General features: G+C 46.3%; 24 protein-coding genes. 12 read left to right on the plus strand and 12 right to left on the minus strand.

Translation table 11 applies throughout. From position 1 onward, the window contains the following. Positions 1-122: 122 nt before the first annotated feature. From FB479_RS24875 to FB479_RS24890, 4 genes are all read right to left on the minus strand, one after another. Complete coding sequence (locus FB479_RS24875; protein WP_142067079.1) at positions 123-1106, minus strand: FecCD family ABC transporter permease; 984 nt, start codon at positions 1104-1106, stop codon at positions 123-125. Beyond that, positions 1103-2113: a FecCD family ABC transporter permease gene (locus FB479_RS24880; RefSeq protein WP_142067080.1), complete on the minus strand. Its 1011-nt coding sequence runs from the start codon at positions 2111-2113 to the stop codon at positions 1103-1105. Before FB479_RS24880 ends, FB479_RS24875 begins: the two co-directional genes overlap by 4 nt. Before the next feature lie 91 nt (positions 2114-2204). Continuing rightward, positions 2205-3173 (minus strand): ABC transporter substrate-binding protein, encoded by a 969-nt coding sequence (locus tag FB479_RS24885; RefSeq protein ID WP_142067081.1) that lies wholly within the window; start codon positions 3171-3173, stop codon positions 2205-2207. A gap of 213 nt (positions 3174-3386) precedes the next feature. Further along, a complete protein-coding gene (locus tag FB479_RS24890) occupies positions 3387-4535 on the minus strand; it encodes a glycosyltransferase (protein WP_142067082.1) in 1149 nt (382 codons plus the stop codon). 173 nt (positions 4536-4708) lie between these two features. On the opposite strand from FB479_RS24890, the gene FB479_RS24895 reads away from it, so the two are divergent. From FB479_RS24895 to FB479_RS24945, 11 genes are all read left to right on the plus strand, one after another. Continuing rightward, positions 4709-5611 (plus strand): class I SAM-dependent methyltransferase, encoded by a 903-nt coding sequence (locus FB479_RS24895; protein WP_142067083.1) that lies wholly within the window; start codon positions 4709-4711, stop codon positions 5609-5611. Then, complete coding sequence (locus FB479_RS24900; protein WP_142067084.1) at positions 5568-6269, plus strand: glycosyltransferase; 702 nt, start codon at positions 5568-5570, stop codon at positions 6267-6269. The genes FB479_RS24895 and FB479_RS24900 overlap by 44 nt, the downstream gene beginning before the upstream one ends. A 2-nt stretch (positions 6270-6271) precedes the next feature. After that, complete coding sequence (locus FB479_RS24905) at positions 6272-6967, plus strand: hypothetical protein (RefSeq protein ID WP_142067085.1); 696 nt, start codon at positions 6272-6274, stop codon at positions 6965-6967. Between the two features lie 110 nt (positions 6968-7077). After that, complete coding sequence (locus tag FB479_RS24910) at positions 7078-7395, plus strand: alpha-helical endospore appendage domain-containing protein (RefSeq protein ID WP_142067086.1); 318 nt, start codon at positions 7078-7080, stop codon at positions 7393-7395. A 239-nt stretch (positions 7396-7634) separates the two neighbouring features. Continuing rightward, positions 7635-7940 (plus strand): alpha-helical endospore appendage domain-containing protein, encoded by a 306-nt coding sequence (locus FB479_RS24915; RefSeq protein WP_142067087.1) that lies wholly within the window; start codon positions 7635-7637, stop codon positions 7938-7940. Positions 7941-8173: 233 nt separating this feature from the next. Further along, complete coding sequence (locus FB479_RS24920; RefSeq protein ID WP_106657270.1) at positions 8174-8515, plus strand: alpha-helical endospore appendage domain-containing protein; 342 nt, start codon at positions 8174-8176, stop codon at positions 8513-8515. 59 nt (positions 8516-8574) lie between these two features. After that, on the plus strand, positions 8575-8940 hold the full coding sequence (locus FB479_RS24925) for an alpha-helical endospore appendage domain-containing protein (protein WP_106657271.1): 366 nt from the start codon (positions 8575-8577) through the stop codon (positions 8938-8940). A 35-nt stretch (positions 8941-8975) separates the two neighbouring features. After that, on the plus strand, positions 8976-9791 hold the full coding sequence (locus FB479_RS24930; protein ID WP_142067088.1) for a hypothetical protein: 816 nt from the start codon (positions 8976-8978) through the stop codon (positions 9789-9791). A 28-nt stretch (positions 9792-9819) separates the two neighbouring features. Further along, the gene (locus FB479_RS24935) at positions 9820-10743 is read left to right on the plus strand and encodes an MBL fold metallo-hydrolase (protein ID WP_142067089.1); all 924 of its coding nucleotides are present in this window, start codon (positions 9820-9822) and stop codon (positions 10741-10743) included. A gap of 25 nt (positions 10744-10768) precedes the next feature. Continuing rightward, positions 10769-12640: a glycosyltransferase gene (locus tag FB479_RS24940; RefSeq protein WP_142067090.1), complete on the plus strand. Its 1872-nt coding sequence runs from the start codon at positions 10769-10771 to the stop codon at positions 12638-12640. 345 nt (positions 12641-12985) lie between these two features. Then, positions 12986-13879, plus strand: a complete 894-nt coding sequence (locus tag FB479_RS24945) for an alpha-helical endospore appendage domain-containing protein (RefSeq protein WP_142067091.1) — start codon at positions 12986-12988, stop codon at positions 13877-13879. Positions 13880-13956: 77 nt separating this feature from the next. On the opposite strand, the gene FB479_RS24950 is transcribed toward FB479_RS24945, so the two are convergent. From FB479_RS24950 to tnpA, 3 genes are all read right to left on the minus strand, one after another. Next, on the minus strand, positions 13957-14298 hold the full coding sequence (locus tag FB479_RS24950; RefSeq protein ID WP_106657277.1) for a zinc ribbon domain-containing protein YjdM: 342 nt from the start codon (positions 14296-14298) through the stop codon (positions 13957-13959). Between the two features lie 152 nt (positions 14299-14450). Then, positions 14451-15542 carry an IS200/IS605 family element RNA-guided endonuclease TnpB gene (tnpB, locus tag FB479_RS24955; protein ID WP_142067092.1) on the minus strand — a complete coding sequence of 364 codons (1092 nt, stop codon included), beginning with the start codon at positions 15540-15542 and terminating at the stop codon, positions 14451-14453. A gap of 2 nt (positions 15543-15544) precedes the next feature. After that, positions 15545-15949: an IS200/IS605 family transposase gene (gene tnpA, locus FB479_RS24960; protein WP_370511705.1), complete on the minus strand. Its 405-nt coding sequence runs from the start codon at positions 15947-15949 to the stop codon at positions 15545-15547. 267 nt (positions 15950-16216) lie between these two features. Between tnpA and FB479_RS24965 the strand changes: the two genes are divergently transcribed. Further along, the gene (locus tag FB479_RS24965; RefSeq protein ID WP_106657279.1) at positions 16217-16765 is read left to right on the plus strand and encodes an NADPH-dependent FMN reductase; all 549 of its coding nucleotides are present in this window, start codon (positions 16217-16219) and stop codon (positions 16763-16765) included. A gap of 49 nt (positions 16766-16814) precedes the next feature. On the opposite strand, the gene FB479_RS24970 is transcribed toward FB479_RS24965, so the two are convergent. The 5 genes from FB479_RS24970 to FB479_RS24990 all read right to left on the minus strand — a co-directional run bounded on the left by FB479_RS24970 (position 16815) and on the right by FB479_RS24990 (position 21945). Then, on the minus strand, positions 16815-18002 hold the full coding sequence (locus FB479_RS24970; protein WP_142067094.1) for an ABC transporter permease: 1188 nt from the start codon (positions 18000-18002) through the stop codon (positions 16815-16817). Further along, the gene (locus FB479_RS24975; protein WP_142067095.1) at positions 17999-18718 is read right to left on the minus strand and encodes an ABC transporter ATP-binding protein; all 720 of its coding nucleotides are present in this window, start codon (positions 18716-18718) and stop codon (positions 17999-18001) included. The genes FB479_RS24970 and FB479_RS24975 overlap by 4 nt, the downstream gene beginning before the upstream one ends. Positions 18719-18730: 12 nt before the next feature. Then, the gene (locus FB479_RS24980) at positions 18731-19993 is read right to left on the minus strand and encodes an efflux RND transporter periplasmic adaptor subunit (protein WP_142067096.1); all 1263 of its coding nucleotides are present in this window, start codon (positions 19991-19993) and stop codon (positions 18731-18733) included. A gap of 166 nt (positions 19994-20159) precedes the next feature. Further along, positions 20160-21251: a sensor histidine kinase gene (locus FB479_RS24985; protein WP_142067097.1), complete on the minus strand. Its 1092-nt coding sequence runs from the start codon at positions 21249-21251 to the stop codon at positions 20160-20162. Next, positions 21244-21945, minus strand: a complete 702-nt coding sequence (locus tag FB479_RS24990) for a response regulator transcription factor (RefSeq protein ID WP_106657333.1) — start codon at positions 21943-21945, stop codon at positions 21244-21246. Before FB479_RS24990 ends, FB479_RS24985 begins: the two co-directional genes overlap by 8 nt. Between the last annotated feature and the right edge of the window lie 124 nt (positions 21946-22069).

Raw genomic sequence — 22069 nt, forward strand, 5'->3', positions numbered from 1 at the left:
AGAAAAAATTAAACCAGTGTGCCCCGGTTGAATACCGAAACACACTGGCTGCTTAGGCTTTTTTAATTGTGTCTACTTGACAGGGGTAAGACCAAAGCTAGAGGAAAAGATGGCTTTTCTTTTTACTTTCTCTTCTCTTGACGCACCAAATACAAGAAGTACGGAACACCGATGACCGCCGTCACAATACCCGCGGGAATCTCGATCGGAGGATTCAGTCCCCTCCCCAATGCGTCTGCAATCACGAGAATCAACGCTCCCAAAACTGCCGCACCTGGCAACAGATACCGATGCTGATGACCGAACAGGTTTCTCGCCATATGTGGCGCAATTAATCCAACAAAACCAATCGAGCCAATCGCCGCTACACATGCGCCTGCCAATGCAACGGCGAGCAGCAAGAGCACATAGCGTGTCCGTACGACATTCAGCCCGAGCCCGGTGGAGCTCCCTTCATCCAGACTGATAATGTCCAGCTTTCGATGCAGGGCAAAGCTAATGGGAATGAATACGAGCAGCCACGGCAGCAACGCATAAATTTCATCCCAGCCTTTTCCCCACAAGCTCCCCGCCAGCCAGACAAGAGAATCATTGGCTTGCATCGGATACTTCACCATGATGAATTCCGTCAGCGCTTGACAGATCGCCCCTACTCCCATACCGACCAAGGCAAACGTCGTTGGCTGCGCACCGCTTTTCCGAGCGAAATAGATGAGGGCAATCGCTACCGCCAGTGCTCCCAAAAACGCGACAATCGGGAGAAGAATTGGTGAAGCAGTCGGAAACAGAATGATGACCACAACCGCGAACAAGCCCGCACCTTTGGTTACCCCTACAACATCTGGAGATGCCAGCGGATTACGGATCATTCCTTGCAAAATCACACCAGCGATCGCGAAGCCCGCTCCTGCAAGAATCGCGAGCAACGCCCGCGGCAATCGATAGTTTTCCATCATAAACGTAAGCGACGAAGATTCACCCATGATCACCCGGATGATTTGATCAGGGCCGATAAAGATCGGGCCGATTCCCATGCTAAGCAATGCTGCCACTAAGACTAAGGCGCTGAGGCCAACCAGGAGCAGGGTGTTTTTTCGTGAAGTCATACCATTTCCCTCCCCTTTTTTCTCGCCAAGTAAAGAAAGAACGGGGTTCCCAGAAGCGCCGTTACAATTCCTACAGGAGACTCAAACGGATAGGAAATCAAGCGAGCCACTACATCGGAGATTGTGACCAAGACAGCGCCCCCAAGCGCAGACACAGGGATAACGACCCGATAGTCCGTACCCACGAGCCTCCTTGCGATATGCGGAATCATCAGTCCGACGAAACCAACAGCTCCGGCGACAGCAACAGAGGCGCCTGACAAAATAACGACCACAACATAAGACAGCAGTCGGACGCGGGCGATTTTTTGCCCCAACCCCATCGCGACTTCCTCCCCCAGTCGAAACACAGACAATGAGCCGGACAGCCAGATCGCCAGCAGGAGTCCCGCCATCGACCACGGCAATATCAACTGCACATCCGTCCAAGCCGCTCCGCTAATGGAGCCAGACAACCAGTACAGTACATTCGATATGTGTTCGTTAAAAATAATAATTCCCTTCGTAATGGAGGTGAGCAGCAAGTGGATGGCCATACCTACCAAAGCGATCTTGAGATTGGTCATCCCGCGGGAAGCTGCAAATCCAAAGACAACAAGTCCCCCGAGAATCGCTCCACCAAATGCAAAATAGATGAGATTGGCTTTCCCGATATCCGGTAATAACACAATCGCGAGTACGACCACCAGACAAGCCCCCGCATTGACACCAAATACTTGCGGGGAAGCCAGTGGATTGCGGGTAACGGCCTGCATCACAGCTCCTGCCACAGCCAAATTCGCCCCGATGATGGCTCCCAGCACTGCTCTCGGAACTCGGATGGTTTGGAAAATCAAGAGCTCCTTGGAGTAATCACCCGATAGCCAATTCGTCAATAATGATCGAATCTGCAACGAAGCTACTCCAGTAAACAAGCTCAGCAACAAACCAATGAGCAAGAGGATCGCCAAGCCGATCGCAATGAGGACAAAGGTACCTTTTCGTCGTCGTATCGTTGTTTTCTGCAATACAAGCCACCTCGATCAACTACCACGTGCAGGAACACGGAAAAGACCAGATCAGCGATCGGTCTTTCCAGCATTTGCATCGTATGTGTTCTTATTTATCCTTACTGTACAAAAGGTTCACTGCCTCTTCGACAATACGTTCTGCGGATTTCAGTCCACGATAGCGCGTCCAGAGGTCACGATTTACTTTGTGTACTTCCTGATTTTTGACTGCGGTGATATTGTTCCAGAGCGGATTTTGCTTCCATTCGTTCAACAGCGCGTCGTCGGCCTCCGCCAGGAAAATCACGTCCGGGTCCCACTGCACCATTTGCTCCAGACTGATTTTTACCGTTGGTTCTGGCGCATCTTGAATCGCATTTTTGATTCCAATCATTTCGAGCAATTCGCCATCAAACGATTTTGCACCATGTGCGGACAGCGAATCTGCGCGGAACACACCCAGCATGACATTGCGGGAATCATCAGTTGATACCTTCTTCTTAAACTCTGCGATGATCTCCTTGTGCTTGATCAGGCGTTGTTCTGCTTCTTTTTGCTTGTTCAGCGCTTCCCCAATCGTGGCAAACGAGCTCAAGTTTTCCTGATACGTCGAGTTGCGGCTTTTCAGGATGATCGTCGGTGCAATTTTTTGCAAATCCTTGTAAATGTCTTTGTGGCGATTCAAATCAGCGATAATCAAATCCGGCTGCAATGAGCTGATGACTTCCAAACTCGGCTGTTGGCGTGTCCCAACAGGGGTATACTCGATTTTTTTGCCGATCAGTCCTTCTACATCCTTATCCTTCTCCTGCGCGATTCCTACAGGCGTCACTCCCAGCTCCCATAGTCCGTCCACAAAGGAGTACTCCAGCGCCACGACTCTTTTCGGGTCTCCGGTCATTTCTGTTTCGCCCAACTCGTGTTTTACCATGCGCTTTTGTGTGGTTGGCGCGCTATCTTGACCTGCTGCTGGCTGTTTTTGCTCTGCGCTTCCGCATCCGGTCAGTAATACCGTACCTGCCAGTGCAAGCGTCCAAAGCATATGACCGAGACGTTTTATTCCGTTTGTTCGCTTCATTTTTGTCCCTCACTCGATGTAATTGATAATGATTATTATTACCGATTAAATGCGCTTTTTATTGTAACAATCCGCTGCCGCAAATGAAACATTGTGCTTATTAAACCTTTTAGCGCAATAAAGGTGATTAACGTCATTTTGTTCATGCTTCGCCATTACGAAAAAAAGCCGTTACGCCTGAACAATCGACGTAAACGGCTTTTCGCCACGATGCTATTTGTTGTGTTGCGTATGACATACTTCAGACTTCTGGCTCAGCTTCTCTAATGCTTCTTTGGCTGGTGCATGATTTTCCGCCATCGCCAACGCCGTCTGATAAGCTGCCACGGCCTCTTCCACTTGACCCAATCCTTCGTAGCAGAGCCCTTTGTAATACCAGGCGTAAAAACTTCCCGATCCCTTCAAGGTCAGATGACGAATGTTGCTCTCACCTAGCTCCAAGCAATGATCAAATGTCATCAATGCTCGTTTATAGTCCTTTTTCAAATATTGAATGATCCCTTTGTACAAATGCAAATCAACGTAGTCAGGATAAATCTCGATTGCCTTCTCAATTCCTGGCCACGCCCCCTCCGCACTGCCAATCGAGATCAACGTAGAGTATTTGAGCTTGTAAAGAAGCGAAGGCGGCATCATATGGTTTTCGAGAAACCCGATAATAGACAGATTCACGAACTTGAACGTTTTCTCATGCTCCTGGATACGTGAGAATTCACTGGCAAGATGATACTCAATCCATGGAGAGTGGTCCTCTTTTTCCAATTCCTTCATTAGCAGCTGAATATTGCGCTCGAATTTTTTCTTTCTGCCAGTAAATTCATTCATGTAGCCGTAATGGTAAATCCGTACAGGCAAGATTTGAATGTGGAGGTCTTCGGTCAGATTGGGAAGAACTTCTTCTACGTTGAGCGTTTCATGGATGGGAAAATGGAAGCGAAAACCGATGCTATTGCGAAACAAACGTGAGTGAGCGATATGAAAAGCATCGTCTTCATTTTTTTCATCTCCAATGTAGTTTATTAGATGGATATAAAAAAGAGAATCTTCTTGACCGCGAAGCAGCTCTTTCAATTTCTTGCTGTCTTCCTTATTCATTTCCTCATCGGCATCCATCCACAAAATCCAGTCGCCCGTTGCTTTTTCCAGTCCAAAGTTCCGCGCTTCTGCGAAGTTATCCTGCCACTCATACGAGAGCACGACCGCTCCGAATGACTTGCCTATCTCTATCGTTTTATCGGTACTCCCCGTGTCTACGATAATCATTTCATCCACAAGATCTTTCACGCTTTCCAAGCACTTGTGAAGGCACTCTTCTTCGTTTTTTACAATCATACATAAGGAAATCTTGGGCGCCTCAGACACGCTGCTCATCTCCTTTTACACACATCACTGAGATCGTAGTCTATCCCCCCTTTACTCTATGAGCGGACTGCTCCTTTCAGAACGGCGCCATTTCCTTGGTTTTCGAACCTTTTGCATGAACAGAGCATAGGTAGTTGTAGGCAGATATCACAAAGAAAGCAGGGATCGTATCCATGCATGACTCATGCCCTTTGTGCAACAGTTCTCAGGTTGCGCTTTTCCACCAGTACGCTACCTTCTCGCTCCTAACATGCAAAGATTGTGATCTCGTTTTTCAACCTCACCTCGACCAAGTCAACGTGACACAGCTGGTTGCAGACATTTACGATGCGAGTTGGGTTTCCATGCGGGATCAATACGCCAAAAATACATTTACAGAACATGCGATCTTCCATACATTGCTGCTCGATATGTGGTTTTCGGAAAAAGGGAAGCTGCTCGAAATTGGTCCAGGGACAGGAGAGTTGTTATTCCTTGCTCGTGAGGCTGGGTGGGAGGTTATTGGGGTAGAGCCGTCACACCAATCATGCGCATACGCCCAAGACCGGTATGGATTACAACTGGTTCACTCGTTATGGAACTCCTCCGTTCTCGCCCCAGAGCACATTGGTACTTTTGATGCCATCGTTTTTTGTCACGTCTTTGAGCATATTTCGCATCCGAAGCAATACCTTGAAGAATTGAAGGGGTTTCTTAAACCAGGAGGAAAGATCATTTTTAGCGTGCCGAACAAAAACTCGTTCACCAATAAATTGTTCGGGGTGTATTCCCCGCTGTATACCGAAAATGACCACCTCTTTCATTACTCCCGTGACAATCTGATCTCATTGCTTCATCAAGGTGGCTGGGAGGTTCTCTCCATCTTTTCTCGAGAAGAAACGAATCGCTTGGAAAACCATCTGCGCAAAACCACGCAAACACCTCTACCGATCCAGGACATCATGAAGCTAGCTGTGAATCTCCAATCAACATTCCAAGGCCATGAGATCTTCTGCATTGCAACACGCCAAGCGCAGGAGGTGGAGCACGCAGATGACCAGAGCCAAACTGACTCTTTCTATGATTGTGAAAAATGAGGGCAATCGCTATTTGAGACGAGCGCTAGAAGCACATAAAGACTTTATTGACGCAGCCGTCATCATTGACGATGGCAGTATTGATCATACCGTGGAGCTTTGTAGAGAGGTTCTCAAGGGCATTCCTCTTCACCTGGTTCAAAACGCAACCTCCCAGTTTTCCAACGAGGTTGCCTTGCGCAAACAACAATGGCAAGAAACGATCCAGACTGATCCGGGATGGATTTTGAATCTGGACGCCGATGAAATCATGGATAGCTCCTTCCCCTCGAAAGTTTCCGAGATTTTGGAACAGCAGACATACGAGGCGATCTACTTTCGTTTGTACGATATGTGGAGCGAGACGCATTATCGCGAAGATGTGTATTGGAATGCCCATCATTACTACCGTCCTTTTATGATCAAGTATCGCCCTGACTTCCCATACATATGGAAGGAAACCCCTCAGCATTGCGGCAGATTCCCTCTCTCAATCAACCAGTTCCCTTACCTGTGCCATCTATCACGCGTGAAACATTTTGGCTGGGCCCGACTAGAAGACAGACAAAGCAAGTACAACCGCTATCAGCTCCTCGACCCCGATGCCAGATATGGCTGGAAGGAACAGTATGAATCGATCTTGGATCAACATCCCAATCTGTTGGAATGGGTGGAATGAAGATGATCGTTCGCGATATCGAAAAAGCTTTGCAGCAATCTAATTGTAATCACTGGCGATACAACTCACTCACGTTGAGCAAACAGGCCCTCGTACATACATGCCGTCATATCAAAAAAGAAAATGAGAAGTGCCAGATACTTCAGTTGGGTGGAGGTGACTCCGCTCTGTTTTGGAAATCACTTGGCGAGCTTGAGCTGCTCCCGGTTCAAGCAACCATTGTGGAGCATCATCCGATTCGTGCAAAGGAAATCAAGGAGAGCCTAGGGGATGTACCGCATGTCGCTTTGGTGACCAGCTCTTTGAAGCAACTATCCGAAGAGGAATGGAACAAGGTCTTCGACAATCCAGCAGAGAGCAGGAGCTTGTGGCCTGCCATCGGACAGCATGTTCCTGAGAAACAGATTGATCAGTTTTCTATTCAAAACGCATTTTACGCGGATTTGGACCAACTATCGCTTTCCGTTCATTCAGTAGATGTCATGGTTGTGGACGGTCCGCATGGCAACGGCCGCTCTCTGGCCTATCCACTATTTGTTGACGCGCTCAAACCAGATGCGCTTATTCTCGTAGATGATTTTGATCACTATCCCTTTCTGACTCATCTCGGAAAAATCTATCACTACGAAGAACTTTTTCGAGAGATAGTCGGAAATCGTCGCTGGGTATTGGTAGGGCTTCAAGGCACCAAAAATTAATGGGCGGCTACCCATTCAGACAGACACCGCCATAGGCACCTGTGCATATCCTACTCTCGAGACAGTTTGATAGGGTGGTTACATACTAATCAATCCATGAGGTGATGATCATGTCCCAAGCATCGATCCCTAATATTACGCCTGTTATCTCGATTACTCTAGACCAAACCACTTCGCTATTGCTTGCCTCCATTGCTTTAGAGGAGCTGGCTTTGGCTCAAATTCTAAACGCAGAGGCTGAAAAACTCCAATTTGTTTTAGGTACCCTTGATCCAGGGCTCGAACCAGCACCAACACTCTCCGACATCCTGCTCGTCAATGCAAGCGTTCGTCAAACGATACAAGATGTCATCAAAAAAGATATGCTCCTGCAATTCAAATTGGAAAATATCGTGGATAATCTTCTTCCACAGATTCCTTCGATTTAATAGGCCTCATTCGTATGGAAACTATCCCAATACCACTGGTCCGGGTCAATCGATCCGGGCTTTTCGCATTCCCTGCTTCCTTACGCATGTGTACAAATAAACAGTTCAGTGGGACACACACCTATGCATACACTTACCGTAATGAAAACAAAGGGGGGAATAGCTAGCGCTCACGGTTTAGAAGTAAGCGATAGGCTTACGAGTAAAACAGTTATCCATTCCTTCAAAGAGGTGATCTCATGTCTCACCCTACCATTCCTAACATTACACCCACCATTTCCGTTACGATTGAGCAATCCGTGTCTTTACTGCTGACATCCATTGCTATGGAGGAATTGGCTTTGGCGCAAATTATGAGTGCAGAGGCAGAAAAGATCCAGTTTGTGGTAGGTACATTGGGGATTACGCCTGGGGTCGTCCCCACCATCTCTGACATTCTTGCCGTTGACAACAGTGTTCGCAGAACGCTGCAAGATGTCATCAAAAAAGATATGCTCTTGCAATTCAAGCTGGAAAGTGTGGTTAACATTATCCCGGGCACCTGAATACGATTAAGTTGTCATATTAAGATCGCGGTTACATAACATGTACTGCGAGGAAGTTTCCATTTATTCACTATCAATATACGCGATCCTATGACGACCCTATCGTTTTTAAGCACGTTGTAAGAAACTTGCCCGAAGGCGTTCTATGCAAATAACGGGAAGCAGATCGCCTTCTTCTTCGGGCAAGTCTTATTATGTATACAAAATCAGACAATCAAAGGATGTAGATAACGATGTCAATGCCCACGGTCCCCAATATAACACCGGAAATTATATTGAAACGCAACGAAGTATTAAATCTGCTTCTCACCTCTATTGCGCTGGAGGAAATCGGACTTTCTCACATTATTAGGGCAGAGGGGGAAAAGATCCAAAAGATCGTGAAGGAGCAAGGCCTCTCACTCAATGATGCAATTACCCTAAACAATAGCGTAGAACGAATGCTGCGCAATGTTATCAAGACAGAGATGCTTTTGCAATTCAAGCTGGAGGACATTATTAAGCTGGAGCAGATGCATGATGATCATCAGGATGACTTACCTGACTTGCCCGATCCTCCTTGCCTCGAAAAATAACTCCCCTTGCTCACACTGCTTTTCATGGGGATTCATAATTTTATTGAAGAGGGATGATGATGACCTTACAGGATAAAGTTCCATCATATGATGTGCCTACGCGCGAAGAAGCTTTGAGTCATTTGCTGCAATCGATTGCCCTAGAGGAAGAAGCCTTGTCCAGATTGCTAAACGCCGAAGCTGACAAAGCCCTTGCTTTCGTTGGCAAAAATCTGGACTTCCCTAACAACCCCTCCAATGATGAGATCATCACCTTTAATCGTACAGTCATTTCGATTCTGGATTCGGTGCTGATGGCTGAATGGCTTTTGTTAAAAAAGCTGGATGCGGCCATTCACATGTACCCTGTGGCGCTTAAATCAAATTTTGAGATGGAACAATCTGATTTCGCGGATGAATTGGATGACATCACCATCGACTATTAACGATTGTTCATTTCAGGAATTCGAGGTCAATTGCCATGAAGAACAGAGGTATCGATGACCAAACCGTTCTAAAGCTGACCTATTCCCTCGTCCAGTTGGTCAAAGGATTGGAATCCCGCTTTCATCATGCCAAAGATTATGAGCTTATGCTGTTTAGCTACCAACTATCAACGATGATCAATCTGCTCGTCAGACTGCATACCCACATACATAATAAGCAGATTGCTCACAGCTTCCTTTTTGAATCGCGTCCCCCTCTTCATCCCACTAGTGAAATGTCCACACATTTCCTTGCTGCGATTGCCCGGTTATCGGAATTGGTAAAGACATGGAGGTTTCCACATAAACAAATCGCCACATTGATAGAAAATCATCTGCAGCAATTACAAGCTTTTTACTTGATAGAAGACCATTCTCATCATCAAACAAAGTATATGGAACCGGAAGAGAATTCCCCCTACAACAAGCCGATGCAATTGGAGCTAGAAGAAGATTTACCAGATGACGAACCGATACGTCTGGATCTGGGTGAGCAAACGAAAACTACTGACGCTCCACCTATGCCTTCCCCAACCCCTCCATTGCTCGCAAACAACGCACGCATCGATACAGCCAACAACCGGAAACCAGTACGTCCAAAACCCCCATTATTAACACAGGCTGCATCCGTCCCTACTCCCGATAAAAACAAAAACAAATCTATGCGTCCCAAGCCTGTAACCAACGTGGCGAAAGTGCGTGGACAGAAAAAAATGCTGGCTAAGCGAGTGTCTGCACCTGCAAAGCCTCCTTTTGTACCGAACTCCGTAAAGGTACGTATTGGCAATGTCACCAAGGTCATCCACATATGAACCTGAATCTAATGAAGGAGTAAGGGATATGGATCGTTTGGAATTGATCGAAGTGGCCGGCAACAGTTATGTGGTCTCCGGTAAATACGGGATCGGTGTCTATTTGGATAGGCCCAGCAAAATCGCTGTTTTCATTGATAGCGGACCGAATGCCACGGTCATCGAGGAAGTATGCACGAAAATCAGTAATCGAGGGTATCAAATCTTTGCCGTTGTTCATACACATGGCCACGCTGTTAATCACGGCGGCAATCTCTATTTGAAAAAGAGGTTCCCCAACATTCGCATCTATGCGACACATCTGGCATCCTATCTCATTGAAAATCCGCATCTCGAGCCTTTGGTTTTCGACGCAGGTGGAGGGCCTGATACTACACCTGATCAAAATAAAGAGAATGTGCGTGCGCTCGTAACGGATTATCTTCCATCCATCGATGGTATCTTTCACGTCCATACCATTCCATTCAAAATCGTCTCCTTACCTGGACATTCACCGGGAATGGTCGGTATTGTTACCCCTGATCATGTCCTTTACTGCGGCGATGCCTTATTTGGCCCCAAAACATTGAACAAGCAGAATCTCCTTTTTTTTAACGATCTGAGGGCTGCAAGGAGAAGCTTCAAGAAGCTCTCGATGATGAAATTGAACGCTTATGTGCTTTACCATGGTGGAGCCTTTAAGACAGTAACGGGTTTAATTAACAAGCATCTCACCCTTATGAAAGACACCTCTGCTTTTCTTGAAGCATTGATTCAAGAGCAGCCAAGCACTCTCGAACAAGTCGTCCAAAAAGTCATGAAAAAGTATGAGTTTGAAGATGACTTGCACCGCTACGGTTTGACTGCTTCGATTATCCGCTCTTATTTAAAAGAGCTGCAGCATGAGAACCGAATTGTCGCAAAAGTGGACAATGGTTTACTGCTATTCAGCAAACCTGCGGCAACCACTTGAACAAGGCTATAGATGGGGGTGTACCATGGGTAAAAAACGTATTTTAATCGGTAGTCCCATTCAACAATTCCCGATCATTTTGGAGGAATTCCTTCAATCGCTCACGGAGCTGACTACCAAAAACGAACTGGTTCATTACATGTTCATTGACGATAACAAAGACCCATTATCCAGTACACTCTTGGCTGATTTCGAGAAGGAGAACAAACGAACAGTCATCCTCAAAAACACAGACGATGACACGTATGTCCGAAATGAAATGACCCATTATTGGACGGAACGAAATATTTGGAAAGTAGCCCAAATGAAAGATACGATCATCTCCTATGCGCTCAAAGAGGGTTTCGATTACTTGTTTTTGATCGATTCCGATCTCGTTTTACACCCTCACACCCTGCAACAATTGCTTCAAGCCAATAAAGATATTATCTCCAACATTTACTGGACACGTTGGCAGCCTGATTCGATTGAGCTTCCTCAAGTTTGGCTGATGGATCAATACACGTTGACACGCGAAGGCGCGTCCGAATCAGCGGAGAACCAAAACTTTTTAGAGATGCTGCGTAAACCGGGTGTGTATGAGGTAGGAGGCCTCGGTGCATGCACGTTAATCCATCGAAAGGTCTTGGAGGCAGGCGTCAGCTTCAAGCGAATAGCTAACTTGTCGTTCTGGGGAGAAGATCGGCATTTTTGCGTCCGGGCTGTAGCTATGGGCTTTTCTTTGCATGTAGATACACACCTTCCTGGATACCACATCTACCGTCAGTCGGATCTGGCAGGAGTGAGTGAGTATCGCAAAAAAAATGGCATGACAGCGGGGAAAGCGAATCAGATTTCCATCAGTTTATGCATGATCGTCAAAAATGAAGAAGACGCTCTGGAGCGTTGCCTCTCCACCGTTGCGGATCTCGTCGATGAAATCATTATCGTCGACACGGGTTCAACAGACCGTACGAAAGAAATTGCGTCCAACTATGGCTGCACCATTTATGATTTCGAGTGGATTGATGATTTTTCAGCTGCAAGAAACTATGCGTTCAGCAAGGCAACATGCCCCTATATTTTGTGGCTGGATGCAGACGATATTCTTCTGGAGAAAGACCGTCAGCTCTTCCGCGAGTTGAAGTTTACGTTGAATTACAGCATCGACAGTGTCACGATGAACTACAATCTTTCTGTGGACAGCAATGGGAATGTGGCATACAGCATTCGCCGCAATCGCCTCGTAAAACGCGACCGTGGTTTTCGCTGGATCGGGCCCGTCCATGAGTATTTGGAAGTGAGTGGAAACGTCATCAACAGTGATATATCCATCACGCATAACAAGCAGAAGGAATACACGGACCGCAATCTGCAAATCTATCGACGCAGGGAAGCCAAAGGGGAAGAATTCTCTCCACGGGACTTGTACTATTATGCGAATGAATTACGCGACAATCAGTATCATGAAGAGGCCATTACTTTTTACACCAAGTTCCTGAATACCCAACAAGGCTGGGTAGAAGACAACATTAACGCTTGCTTGAAGTTGGCGAATTGCTATTCTCATCTATACGAGAGACAAAATGTTCTGTCCTCGCTATATCGTACGTTCAACTACGATCGCCCACGGGCTGAAGCGTGCTGCCAGATTGGAGCCTTTCATGTCGAAGATAAAAATTGGCTACTGGCCATTTTTTGGTATGATCTCGCAACAAAAGTGGAGCGACCTGCTGAAAAACTCGCACACATCGACCACGTTTCCTGGACGTGGCTACCTCATCTGCAACTCTGCTTATGCTATTCTCAAATGGGGGATACCGAGAAATCACGTCACCACAATGATATTGCTTACTCATACAACCCAACCCACCCTAGCATTCTCTACAACAAAAGGTATTTTGAGTCTCTGACCTGACTCCTAATCGTGGCATTGGATCACCCACTAGCTGACTCCAATGCCACGATTAGGAGTGTTTTTTACGAATTCTATCAAGATGCGGTAAATATTATGAACAAACCTCTCCAACAGAAAAGCTCCTTTTTTGTGTCCATGTGAAATCCTCTTCTGGTTATCTACATACACTTGATACCAACCCATACAGTCCGCAGGTCATGTATCGCCTCGAAATCGTATACAACCCACGTTTTCTCATACGTCCATCGATTTTGATGAGGAGGGCTTCAGTTTCAACGTGCTTGTATTTCTGCTGAGAATGTTTTCTTTGATCTGTTTTGAATCTCTACAGAAAGGAATGATACGATGTCTCAGGGAAATATCCCCAACATTACCCCTACCATTACCTTAACCAGAGATGATGCCATTAACTTGCTTCTCTCATCTATTGCGTTAGAGGAATTGAGCCTCAGTCATATCCTCAACGCCGAGGGCGAAAAGCTACAGTTTGTACTCGGTACTTTACCAGGAATATCTTCACCACCCGCAACGATCAGTGACCTCCTTACAATGAATCAGAGCGTGCGTGACACGATCAGAGTCATTACGCAAAAAGAACTTCTGCTAGATTCCAAGCTGAATTCGATCTTGTCCATCCCTATATCCGTTGGGGCGACTGGAGACACTGGTGCTACAGGAGCTACCGGGGCTACAGGAGCTACCGGGGCTACCGGAGCCACTGGGGTGACTGGCACGACAGGCGCGACTGGACCTGCTTTCACCGCAGAAAACTTCTCTGCCTTCTTATCAACTGTGACCCTCAGCGCATCTTCCCAATTAGTGAACTGGTCAACAGCCAGCCCCTACTATAGCAGTCCAAGTTTCGATGCTGAAACTGGCACTTACACAGTGCCAACGACTGGAACTTACGCCATAAAAGCAACCATTAACTATGAAACGAGCACAGCCATTACCGCTAGTTTAGACGAGGGAATCACCCCTGCATGTGAAGTACGGAGACTCACCCCTGCTGAAACAAGTCTCATTATTGGTGATTTCCCTATCCTCAACCTAAACATTGCTCTCGTACTCACATTAAGAGCTATTTTGGGGGCTGGAACAATCACACTCGCAGGTAACGTTCAACTCAATGAAGGGGATACGCTCGGTTTGTTTTATGTAGCCAATGGATTGACTATTAACCTCAACTTAGGAGGCGGCGGCGAGGGCATCGTCTGGTCCATTCATCGTCTCAGCTAACACCTCATTCCTTACGAAAAAAGCTGACTGCACTCTAACATGCAGTCAGCTTTTTCTTGTCCGAGGCATTCCCCAGCTTACACCTTTTTCACAAATTCGGATTTTAGCTTCATTGCGCCAAAACCATCGATCTTACAATCAATATCATGGTCCCCATCGATCAGGCGAATGTTTTTTACCTTTGTTCCTATTTTTACAACTAATGAAGTTCCTTTTACCTTGAGGTCTTTAATGACCGTTACTGTGTCGCCATCGTTAAGGACATTTCCATTTGCATCTTTGATGACTTTATTATCTTCATCATTATCGTTACCTGCTTGGAGCGTCCACTCATGACTGCATTCCGGACAAATCAAGGAGCTTCCATCTTCGTACGTGTATTCCGAATGACATTTTGGGCAATTTGGCAATTGACTCATCTTTGATATAACCTCCATTCGATACTGTCCATTCGATACTGTCCATTCTATCTTGACACTCCCCATACCTAAAGGCGGGGGATTCTTGGGTAATCACTCCTAACGGAGTGAATTTTACCAAGCTATCCCTGTGTGTCCCACAGTTTAGTTGACTACGCCAACAATCGAAGTCCTTCTTGCTCAATATTGATCGCAGCGTTTTGGTCACGATCATGTTGTACGCCACAGTGCGGGCATATCCAACTGCGCAAGTTGAGACTTTTGACTTCTTTGTTGCGGTATCCACAGTTTGGAGTTGAGCAGAGCTGGCTTGAAGGAAATTGTTTTCCAACAATGGAGACCTTTCTTCCATACCATTCTGCCTTATACTCCAGCATCGTACGAAACATAGCCCACGAAGCATCTGCAATGGATTTGGCTAACTTGTGATTTTTGATCATATTTTCCACTTGCAAGTCCTCCAAACAGATCACTTGGCTTTCGTTGATCAGCTTGGTTGACAGCTTATGTAGGAAATCGTTACGGGTATTTGCAATTTTTTCGTGGAGTCGAGCTACTTTGGTACGCGCCTTGTTCCGGTTGTTGCTGCCTTTTTGTCTACGAGATTGAATCCGTTGCCACTTCGCAAGTTGTTTTTCATACTTGCGATAGTATTTGGGATTTGCCACCTTCTCACCTGTAGAAAGAATGGCGAAATCCTTAATCCCAAGGTCAATCCCAACGGTTTGTTCTACTTTTAGGAGTAATTGACTCTCTGTTTCACACAATACGGACACAAAGTATTTACCTGAAGGATTACATCTAATCGTAGCCGATAGGATTCGCCCTCCAACTTCTCTGGATTTCGCAAACGATACCCATCCCAGCTTAGGAAGTTTGATGCGATTCCCTTCTATTTTGATGTTCATCTTGCAAGTATAGGATTGCTTTGGGTTCTTCTTGCTCTTGAATTTGGGATAGCCTTTTTTCTCTTTGAAAAACTTTTTGTAGGAGGAATCCAAATCTTTTAAGGTTGATTGTAGGGCAGTGGAGTCCACTTCTTTCAACCATTCGATTTCTTTTTTTAGTTGCGTGAGCAAAGCAGAACAGTCGTTGTAATTCAGCGTTTTGTTTTCTTGTTCGTAAGCATCTTTTCGTTTCGCAAGAAAGTGATTGAATACAAAGCGAGTACATCCAATTGTCTTGTTGATGAGTGTTGCTTGTTCTTTGTTTGGATACAAACGGAATTTGTAGGCTCTATGCAAGTTCAATCATTCCTTTCTTTTTGAGACTCGATGTATTTCTTAATTACATCGAGTTGCACCGTGCCAACCGTTGCTACAAAGTAGGAGTTTGTCCATAGTGAGGGAAGTCTGCTTTTGAGATGTCTAAATTCCATCCGCAACACTCTGGATGTATAACCCTTCAAATGTTTTACGACTCGGTGGATTCCGAATTGCGGATCGCATTTGATCAGCAAATGAACATGATCAGGAATGATTTCCATTTCAACAACTTCCGCACGTAGTTCCACTGCCTTTTCAAGAAACAACTCTTTTAATCGAATGTCTACTGGCTCTTTCAAAACCTTTTTACGATACTTCTGACAAAAAACAACGTGATATTTACAGTCAAATACGACATTGTGGTTACTTTCCACTGATCTACTCAGAACCATCACCCATGGTTAATGATACCACTTCGTTAGATCGAGAAGACATATCTAACAGAGATCGACAAAAAAAGAACTATTTTTGTTTGCTCTTAGCAGAGCAAAGTGCCTTATATCCCCATAGCTAAAGCAAGGGGTTTTACGGCACGAGTGATAAGACTCCGAGCCCGCAGCTGGAGGGGCTTTACAGTTACCCCGTTTTTTTTAAGCATAATGTTTGATCCAAGGAACTACGATTAAACTAAGCCGCATAAGGAGGAACGAACCATGAGTACTTCAAGCTTAAAAATCGGGATTATTCTGGGCAGCTCTCGCCCAGGCCGAGTCAGTCCCCAAGTAGGTGCGTGGCTCAAAGGAGTTGCCGATCAACGAGGAGACGCAGCGTATGAAATCGTTGATATTGCGGACTTTCACTTACCGTTCTTTGGCGATCCGAATGGTGAGCAACAAGTAGCCGCATGGGCGGCAAAGCTATCCAGCCTGGATGGATTCGTATTCGTTACCGCCGAATACAACCACAGCATCACAGGGGTTTTAAAAAACGCACTCGACCTCGCCCGCAAGGAATGGTACAACAAAGCGGCTGGTATCGTCAGCTATGGTTCATCAGGTGGAACTCGTGCAGCAGAGCACTTACGTGGAATCCTGGGGGAATTGCAGGTTGCCGACGTTCGTACACAACCTGCCTTCAATCTATTTACTGATTTTGAAAATTACACGGTCTTTAAACCATCCGAATTGCACATCCCACATGTAAACGACATGTTAAATCAAGTGATTAGTTGGTCAACAGCATTGAAATCGGTTCGAGACTAATAGAAAAATGACTAGCAGCGATATCTGCTAGTCATTTCTTTTTCGTTCCTCACTCATAGCGCAACGCATCAATCGGATTGAGCCTGGCTGCCTTGTGAGCCGGGTAGAGCCCAAAGAAAATACCGATGGCACTGGAGAACCCGAAGGCGATTACGATACTTTCCCATGATAATAGCGGCGGCACATCGACATATTGCGAGGCAAACATGGCTGTCCCGATACCAAGCAGTACCCCAAGTGTTCCGCCAATCAGGCAGACGATCATCGATTCGATCAAAAACTGCAGCATAATATCTCCGTATCGTGCCCCTAACGCTTTGCGAATGCCGATTTCCCGTGTCCGCTCCGTGACAGATACGAGCATGATGTTCATGACGCCAATTCCACCGACAAACAGCGCAATCCCGGCTGCGACACTAAAAATCGTGGTGAGCGTGCCGGAAAAGGAATCCATCTCCCCCAGTGCGTTCTCGATACTATCAATTTGGTAGTAGTTTTCGCGATCGTGCCTGCGGTTTAAGTACTTCTCTGTCTGCTTCTTGGCTGCTTCCATCGTTTCCTTCGACTTGGCTTTTACAGTTATCGTATGAACCATCTTCAACCCGGCCACATTTTGCAGGTAGGTAATCGGTATATAGGCAGTCTCGGATTGACCATTGTCAAACATCAGCTTGTCTTCCCTCACCACGCCAATGACGACGGCTGATGCTGTTTCGTAAGTCAAACGCTTCCCAATCGGGTCTTCACGTCCGAAAAGTCCTGCCGCTAACTCTTCGTTTAAAACAATGACGCGCTTCCCTTCTCTTACTTCCTCCGCAGTAAAATATCTACCTCCAACTATTTTCAAGTTTGGTTGAACCTTCAACAAGTCCTCATTTGTTCCATGTATCCTTGCGTCCTGCTCCTTTTTCGGGCCACGAATCGTTCCAGAAAGAGAGAGAAACGGCACGGCCTCTTCAATGTAGGGCGATAGTTTGGGAAGTGCATCTGCATCCTCCACTGTCAAATCAGTAAGTTTGCTTCCTTGCCTCGGGTCCCAGCCAAAATAAACGCTGAAATTCGTAGCTCCCAGCTTCTCCAACTGATCGGTATAGGCTTGTTGACTGCCGTTTCCAAGTGTAATTACGGCAATGACAGACATGATTCCGATGATGATCCCAGACATCGTCAAGGTAGCTCGGAGCTTATTTGTCCCAATCCCTTCCAGAGCCGTACGAAAGCTTTCGAGTAAATTCACGTGAGGATCACCTCCTCGGACGGAGTAGCAAACAATCGCTTCTCCACTCGCTCATCCCGGATGATATGACCATCTCGAAACGTAATGACCCGTTCGGCATGCTGGGCGATATCAGCCTCGTGCGTGACGAGCAGAATCGTTACCCCTTGGGCATGCAGCTCCTGAAAAATCGCCATGATCTCGATGCTGGAACGACTGTCCAGATTCCCCGTCGGCTCGTCTGCAAGTAAAATGGCTGGCTGGTTGACCAGCGCTCTGGCAATGGCTACCCGCTGTCTTTGACCGCCGGACAACTGCGTCGGTTTATGATCCATCCGCTGTCCGAGTCCGACACGCTGCAGCGCCGCTGTCGCTCTTTTTTTGCGTTCTGTCATGCCGACGCCCGCATACATCATCGGCAGCTCTACATTTCGCAGCGAAGTGGCACGTGGCAACAAATGAAATGATTGAAAGACAAATCCAATTTTTTGATTGCGTACCTGCGCCAGTCCACTATCCTTCAACTGCGTAACATCAATTCCATCCAAGACATACGAGCCGGAGGTTGGCCGATCCAGACAACCCAGCATGTTCATAAATGTCGATTTTCCGGAACCAGAAGGTCCCACGATCGCTACGAATTCACCTTGAGCCACATGGATATTGATATTTTGCAAAGCGAACAGCTCCAGCTCATCTGTCTTGTACTGCTTGGTTAACCCCTCAATGTGCAGCATATGTATCCTCCTTTACTCCGCAAACTCTTCGGGAGATGCTTGGAAGACCGCTTCATTTTCCTGCAAGGTTTCCGGCGGATTCGCTACCAATTCTTCACTGCCATCCAATCCGCTTTCAATTTGAATAAACAACTCACTTTCAATCCCAGTCGTCACTTTTTTCTTCTTGGCCTTGCCATTTTCCGCTACCCAGACAAAGGAAGATCCATCTTGATCCGTTACTACTGCCTCAATAGGCACTTGCATGGCGTTTGCTGCTTTTTGCAGGACGATGTCCACATCCACGTGAAAGCCTGGCTTCAAATACTCCCTCGTCTCATTCAGATCGACAGCGACCTTCACTCTCGTCTTCTCTCCCTCCGGTCCTTGACTGGTTACGGCTATAGGAGAGATGCGCGACACCTTGCCCTGCAACTGTTCTCCACCCAAGGAAAGGCCTGAAACCACTGCATCCTGTCCGATTTTGATTTTGCGCAAATCAGATTCTCCTACCTCTGCTTCGACCATGACGTCACTTGTATCTCCAATCGTGAGGATTTCCTCGCCTTTACTCAAGTACTTCCCTTTTTTCACCTTCGTCGAGAGCACCGTCCCGTCAATCGGTGAAACAATGCTGCTTTGCACACGTTGCTTTTCATATTTCGATTTTTCCAAATTCAGCTTTTGAATTTGCGCCTCATAGGAGCGAATCTCCGACTTGTCTGGCCCTTTTTGCTTCAAGAGTAAATCTTGCTTTGCGACCTTCACGCTTGATTCCGCTGTTTGCAGCTTTTGCTTCGCCTGCTCTACAGCTTGTTGAGTAGACACGCCAGCAGTGAACAGCGATTGTGTTCGTTGGTAGTCTTTTAATGCCGTTTGGTACTCGCGTTCATGCTGGGCAAGCTGCTCCTGCAGTTTCGTGACTTCCTCAGGCTCCACACCTTTGGAGAGCCTTGCGATATTCGCTTCCTGAATGGTGATTTGCGCCTCGATATCCATGATTTCATTGCTGACATCGGACATGTCGATATTGCCGATCACCTGCCCTTTCGTCACTTTGTCTCCCTCCTTGATGGAGAAATTCCGCAGATCGCCTGCATAGTTGGCGAACAATGTATGTTCATTTCGCACTTTGACCATGCCTGACGTCAAAATGGTGCTTTCCAAATCGGCCGTTACCACCGTTAATAACGTGACAGGAACACCACTCTTCTTTTCGCCCGAAGAAGCCGCATAGCCGCCAAGCCCAGCGACAAGCACGCCTACCCCCAGCCAGATCCACAAACGTTTTTTCATATTCCTTACCTCCCCAAAAACTTTAAACCCCGATCATTCTTAGCCAATCAAAAAACCCCACTTTTTCTATTACAGGTTCCACCCTGGCTCGTCACCCGATCAGGATAAGGAATACTGTTAAAAGAAAAAGTGGGGTAAAACTTAAATTTTTTTAAAGTGAGGGATTCTATTCGAAAGGTAAGCGTACTTCAAAAATCGTCCGGATCAAATTGCTCTCGGCAGAAATCGTCCCTTCGTGGCGCTCTACGATATTTTTGGCGATAAATAGCCCAAGACCTGTGCTTCCGTTTTGATGACTTCGGGCCTTGTCTCCCGTGTAAAACATCTCGAAAAGATGCGGCAGATCTTCCGGGGGAATCTCGTTGCCATAATTGATAATCTGCACAACGACTTCGTTGCCCGCAAGATAACCATTGATATCAACAAACTGACCATCGTGTCCGTAACGGATGGCATTTGTCATGATGTTCTCGAAAACGCGCGCCAAGAGCTCGCCATCTCCGCGAACTGTCAATCGAGGTGCCACATTCATTCTGGTTTCCAACTGATTTTTCTCCAAGGAAGGGTATAGCTCCTCGTTTAACTGCATGAGCAGTTCACTCAGGTCAATCAGGTTTTGTTGGATAGTGAGCATGCCGTAGTTCATTCTCGTAATTTCGAAGAGCTCATCGACCAGCTTTTCCAAACGCTGCGACTTGGTAAAAGCAATATTTGTGTAATGCCTGGCTTGTTCCACTGTTAACTGCTCGTCCCGCAAAATGATGTCCAAATACCCTAAAACAGAAGTCAGCGGCGTCCGAAGGTCATGCGCCAGATTCAAAACCAGCTGATCCTTGCTGCTTTCGGCAAAATCTCCTCTTTGTACGGCTTCCTGCAATTTTTCACCTGCCAGATTGATGTCCTTGGCAATATCTGCGAACTCATCGTTTGACGGTATTTGAACATGATGGGTAAAGTCCCCATTCGCCAGATGATGAATTCCTCTGGAAATCTCCTGAAAATAGATGGCATACCGTTTGGTTAGCAAGAAGAAAAACAGTATGGCTAGTGGAACAAAAATAATCAAAAAGAAGTAAATGTCCCCTATTTCCCGCATAAAATAGCGAATCGGCGTTAAAAAGCTTTCAAACTTTACCTGTGTCCGATAGTAAAGCTGAAGCGTTTTAAAGATCACATAGGTAACCGCACCGGATAGAAGCAGACTTAGGCCCAGAAGCTTGACCATTTGGAACCGAAAGCTTCCTATCATCTTAGCCATTAAAGGAATACCCCACGCCCCAGACCGTTTTGATCCACTTGTTCTTGGTTTTTTCTTCTCCCAGCTTCTTTCGCAAGGTGCGAATGTGTACCATGACTGTATTGCAGCCTTCATAGTACGCTTCGCCCCACACCTGCTGAAAAATATTATCCGCACTAAATACCTTCTTTGGATAGCTGGCCAGCAGGTAGAGAATATCAAACTCTTTTGGCGTTAACTCAATCGTTTCTCCGTACAGGCTCACGGTTCGCTGCTCTGGATAAATGACGAGTCCACCTGCCTCTAAGACCTTGTTACTCGCCACTGCTACTGCTGGCTGATTCAGCTGCTTAAAGCGTCGGAGCTGGGCATTCACACGAGCGACCAATTCCATTGGATTGAATGGCTTGGTCATATAATCATCTGCGCCCATCACCAATCCCGAAATTTTATCCAGATCGGACGCCTTGGCACTCAAAAAGATGATCGGCATATTGTGCTGTTCACGAATGAGCCGGGTGACCTCATAGCCATCCAGCCCAGGCATCATAATATCGAGAATCGCCAAATCAATCGAATGCGTCTGCACAGCTTGGAGTGCTGCCTTTCCATCCGCTGCGATAATTGTATGGTAACCTTCTTTTTTTACATGCAAGGCAACGAGCTCAGCAATCTCCGCTTCATCGTCGGCGATCAATATGGTGACGTGCTTCATCGTTTTTCCCATCCCTTGTATCCATTTGCTACCATTATAGCAGGTATGAAAATACTTTTCTGTTATCTCACCATGATATCATTCATACAATTATGGATAATAATTACTTTCAGTTTGTTTTGAC

Source organism: Brevibacillus sp. AG162 (assembly GCF_006715575.1).
GTDB classification, from domain to species: domain Bacteria; phylum Bacillota; class Bacilli; order Brevibacillales; family Brevibacillaceae; genus Brevibacillus; species Brevibacillus brevis.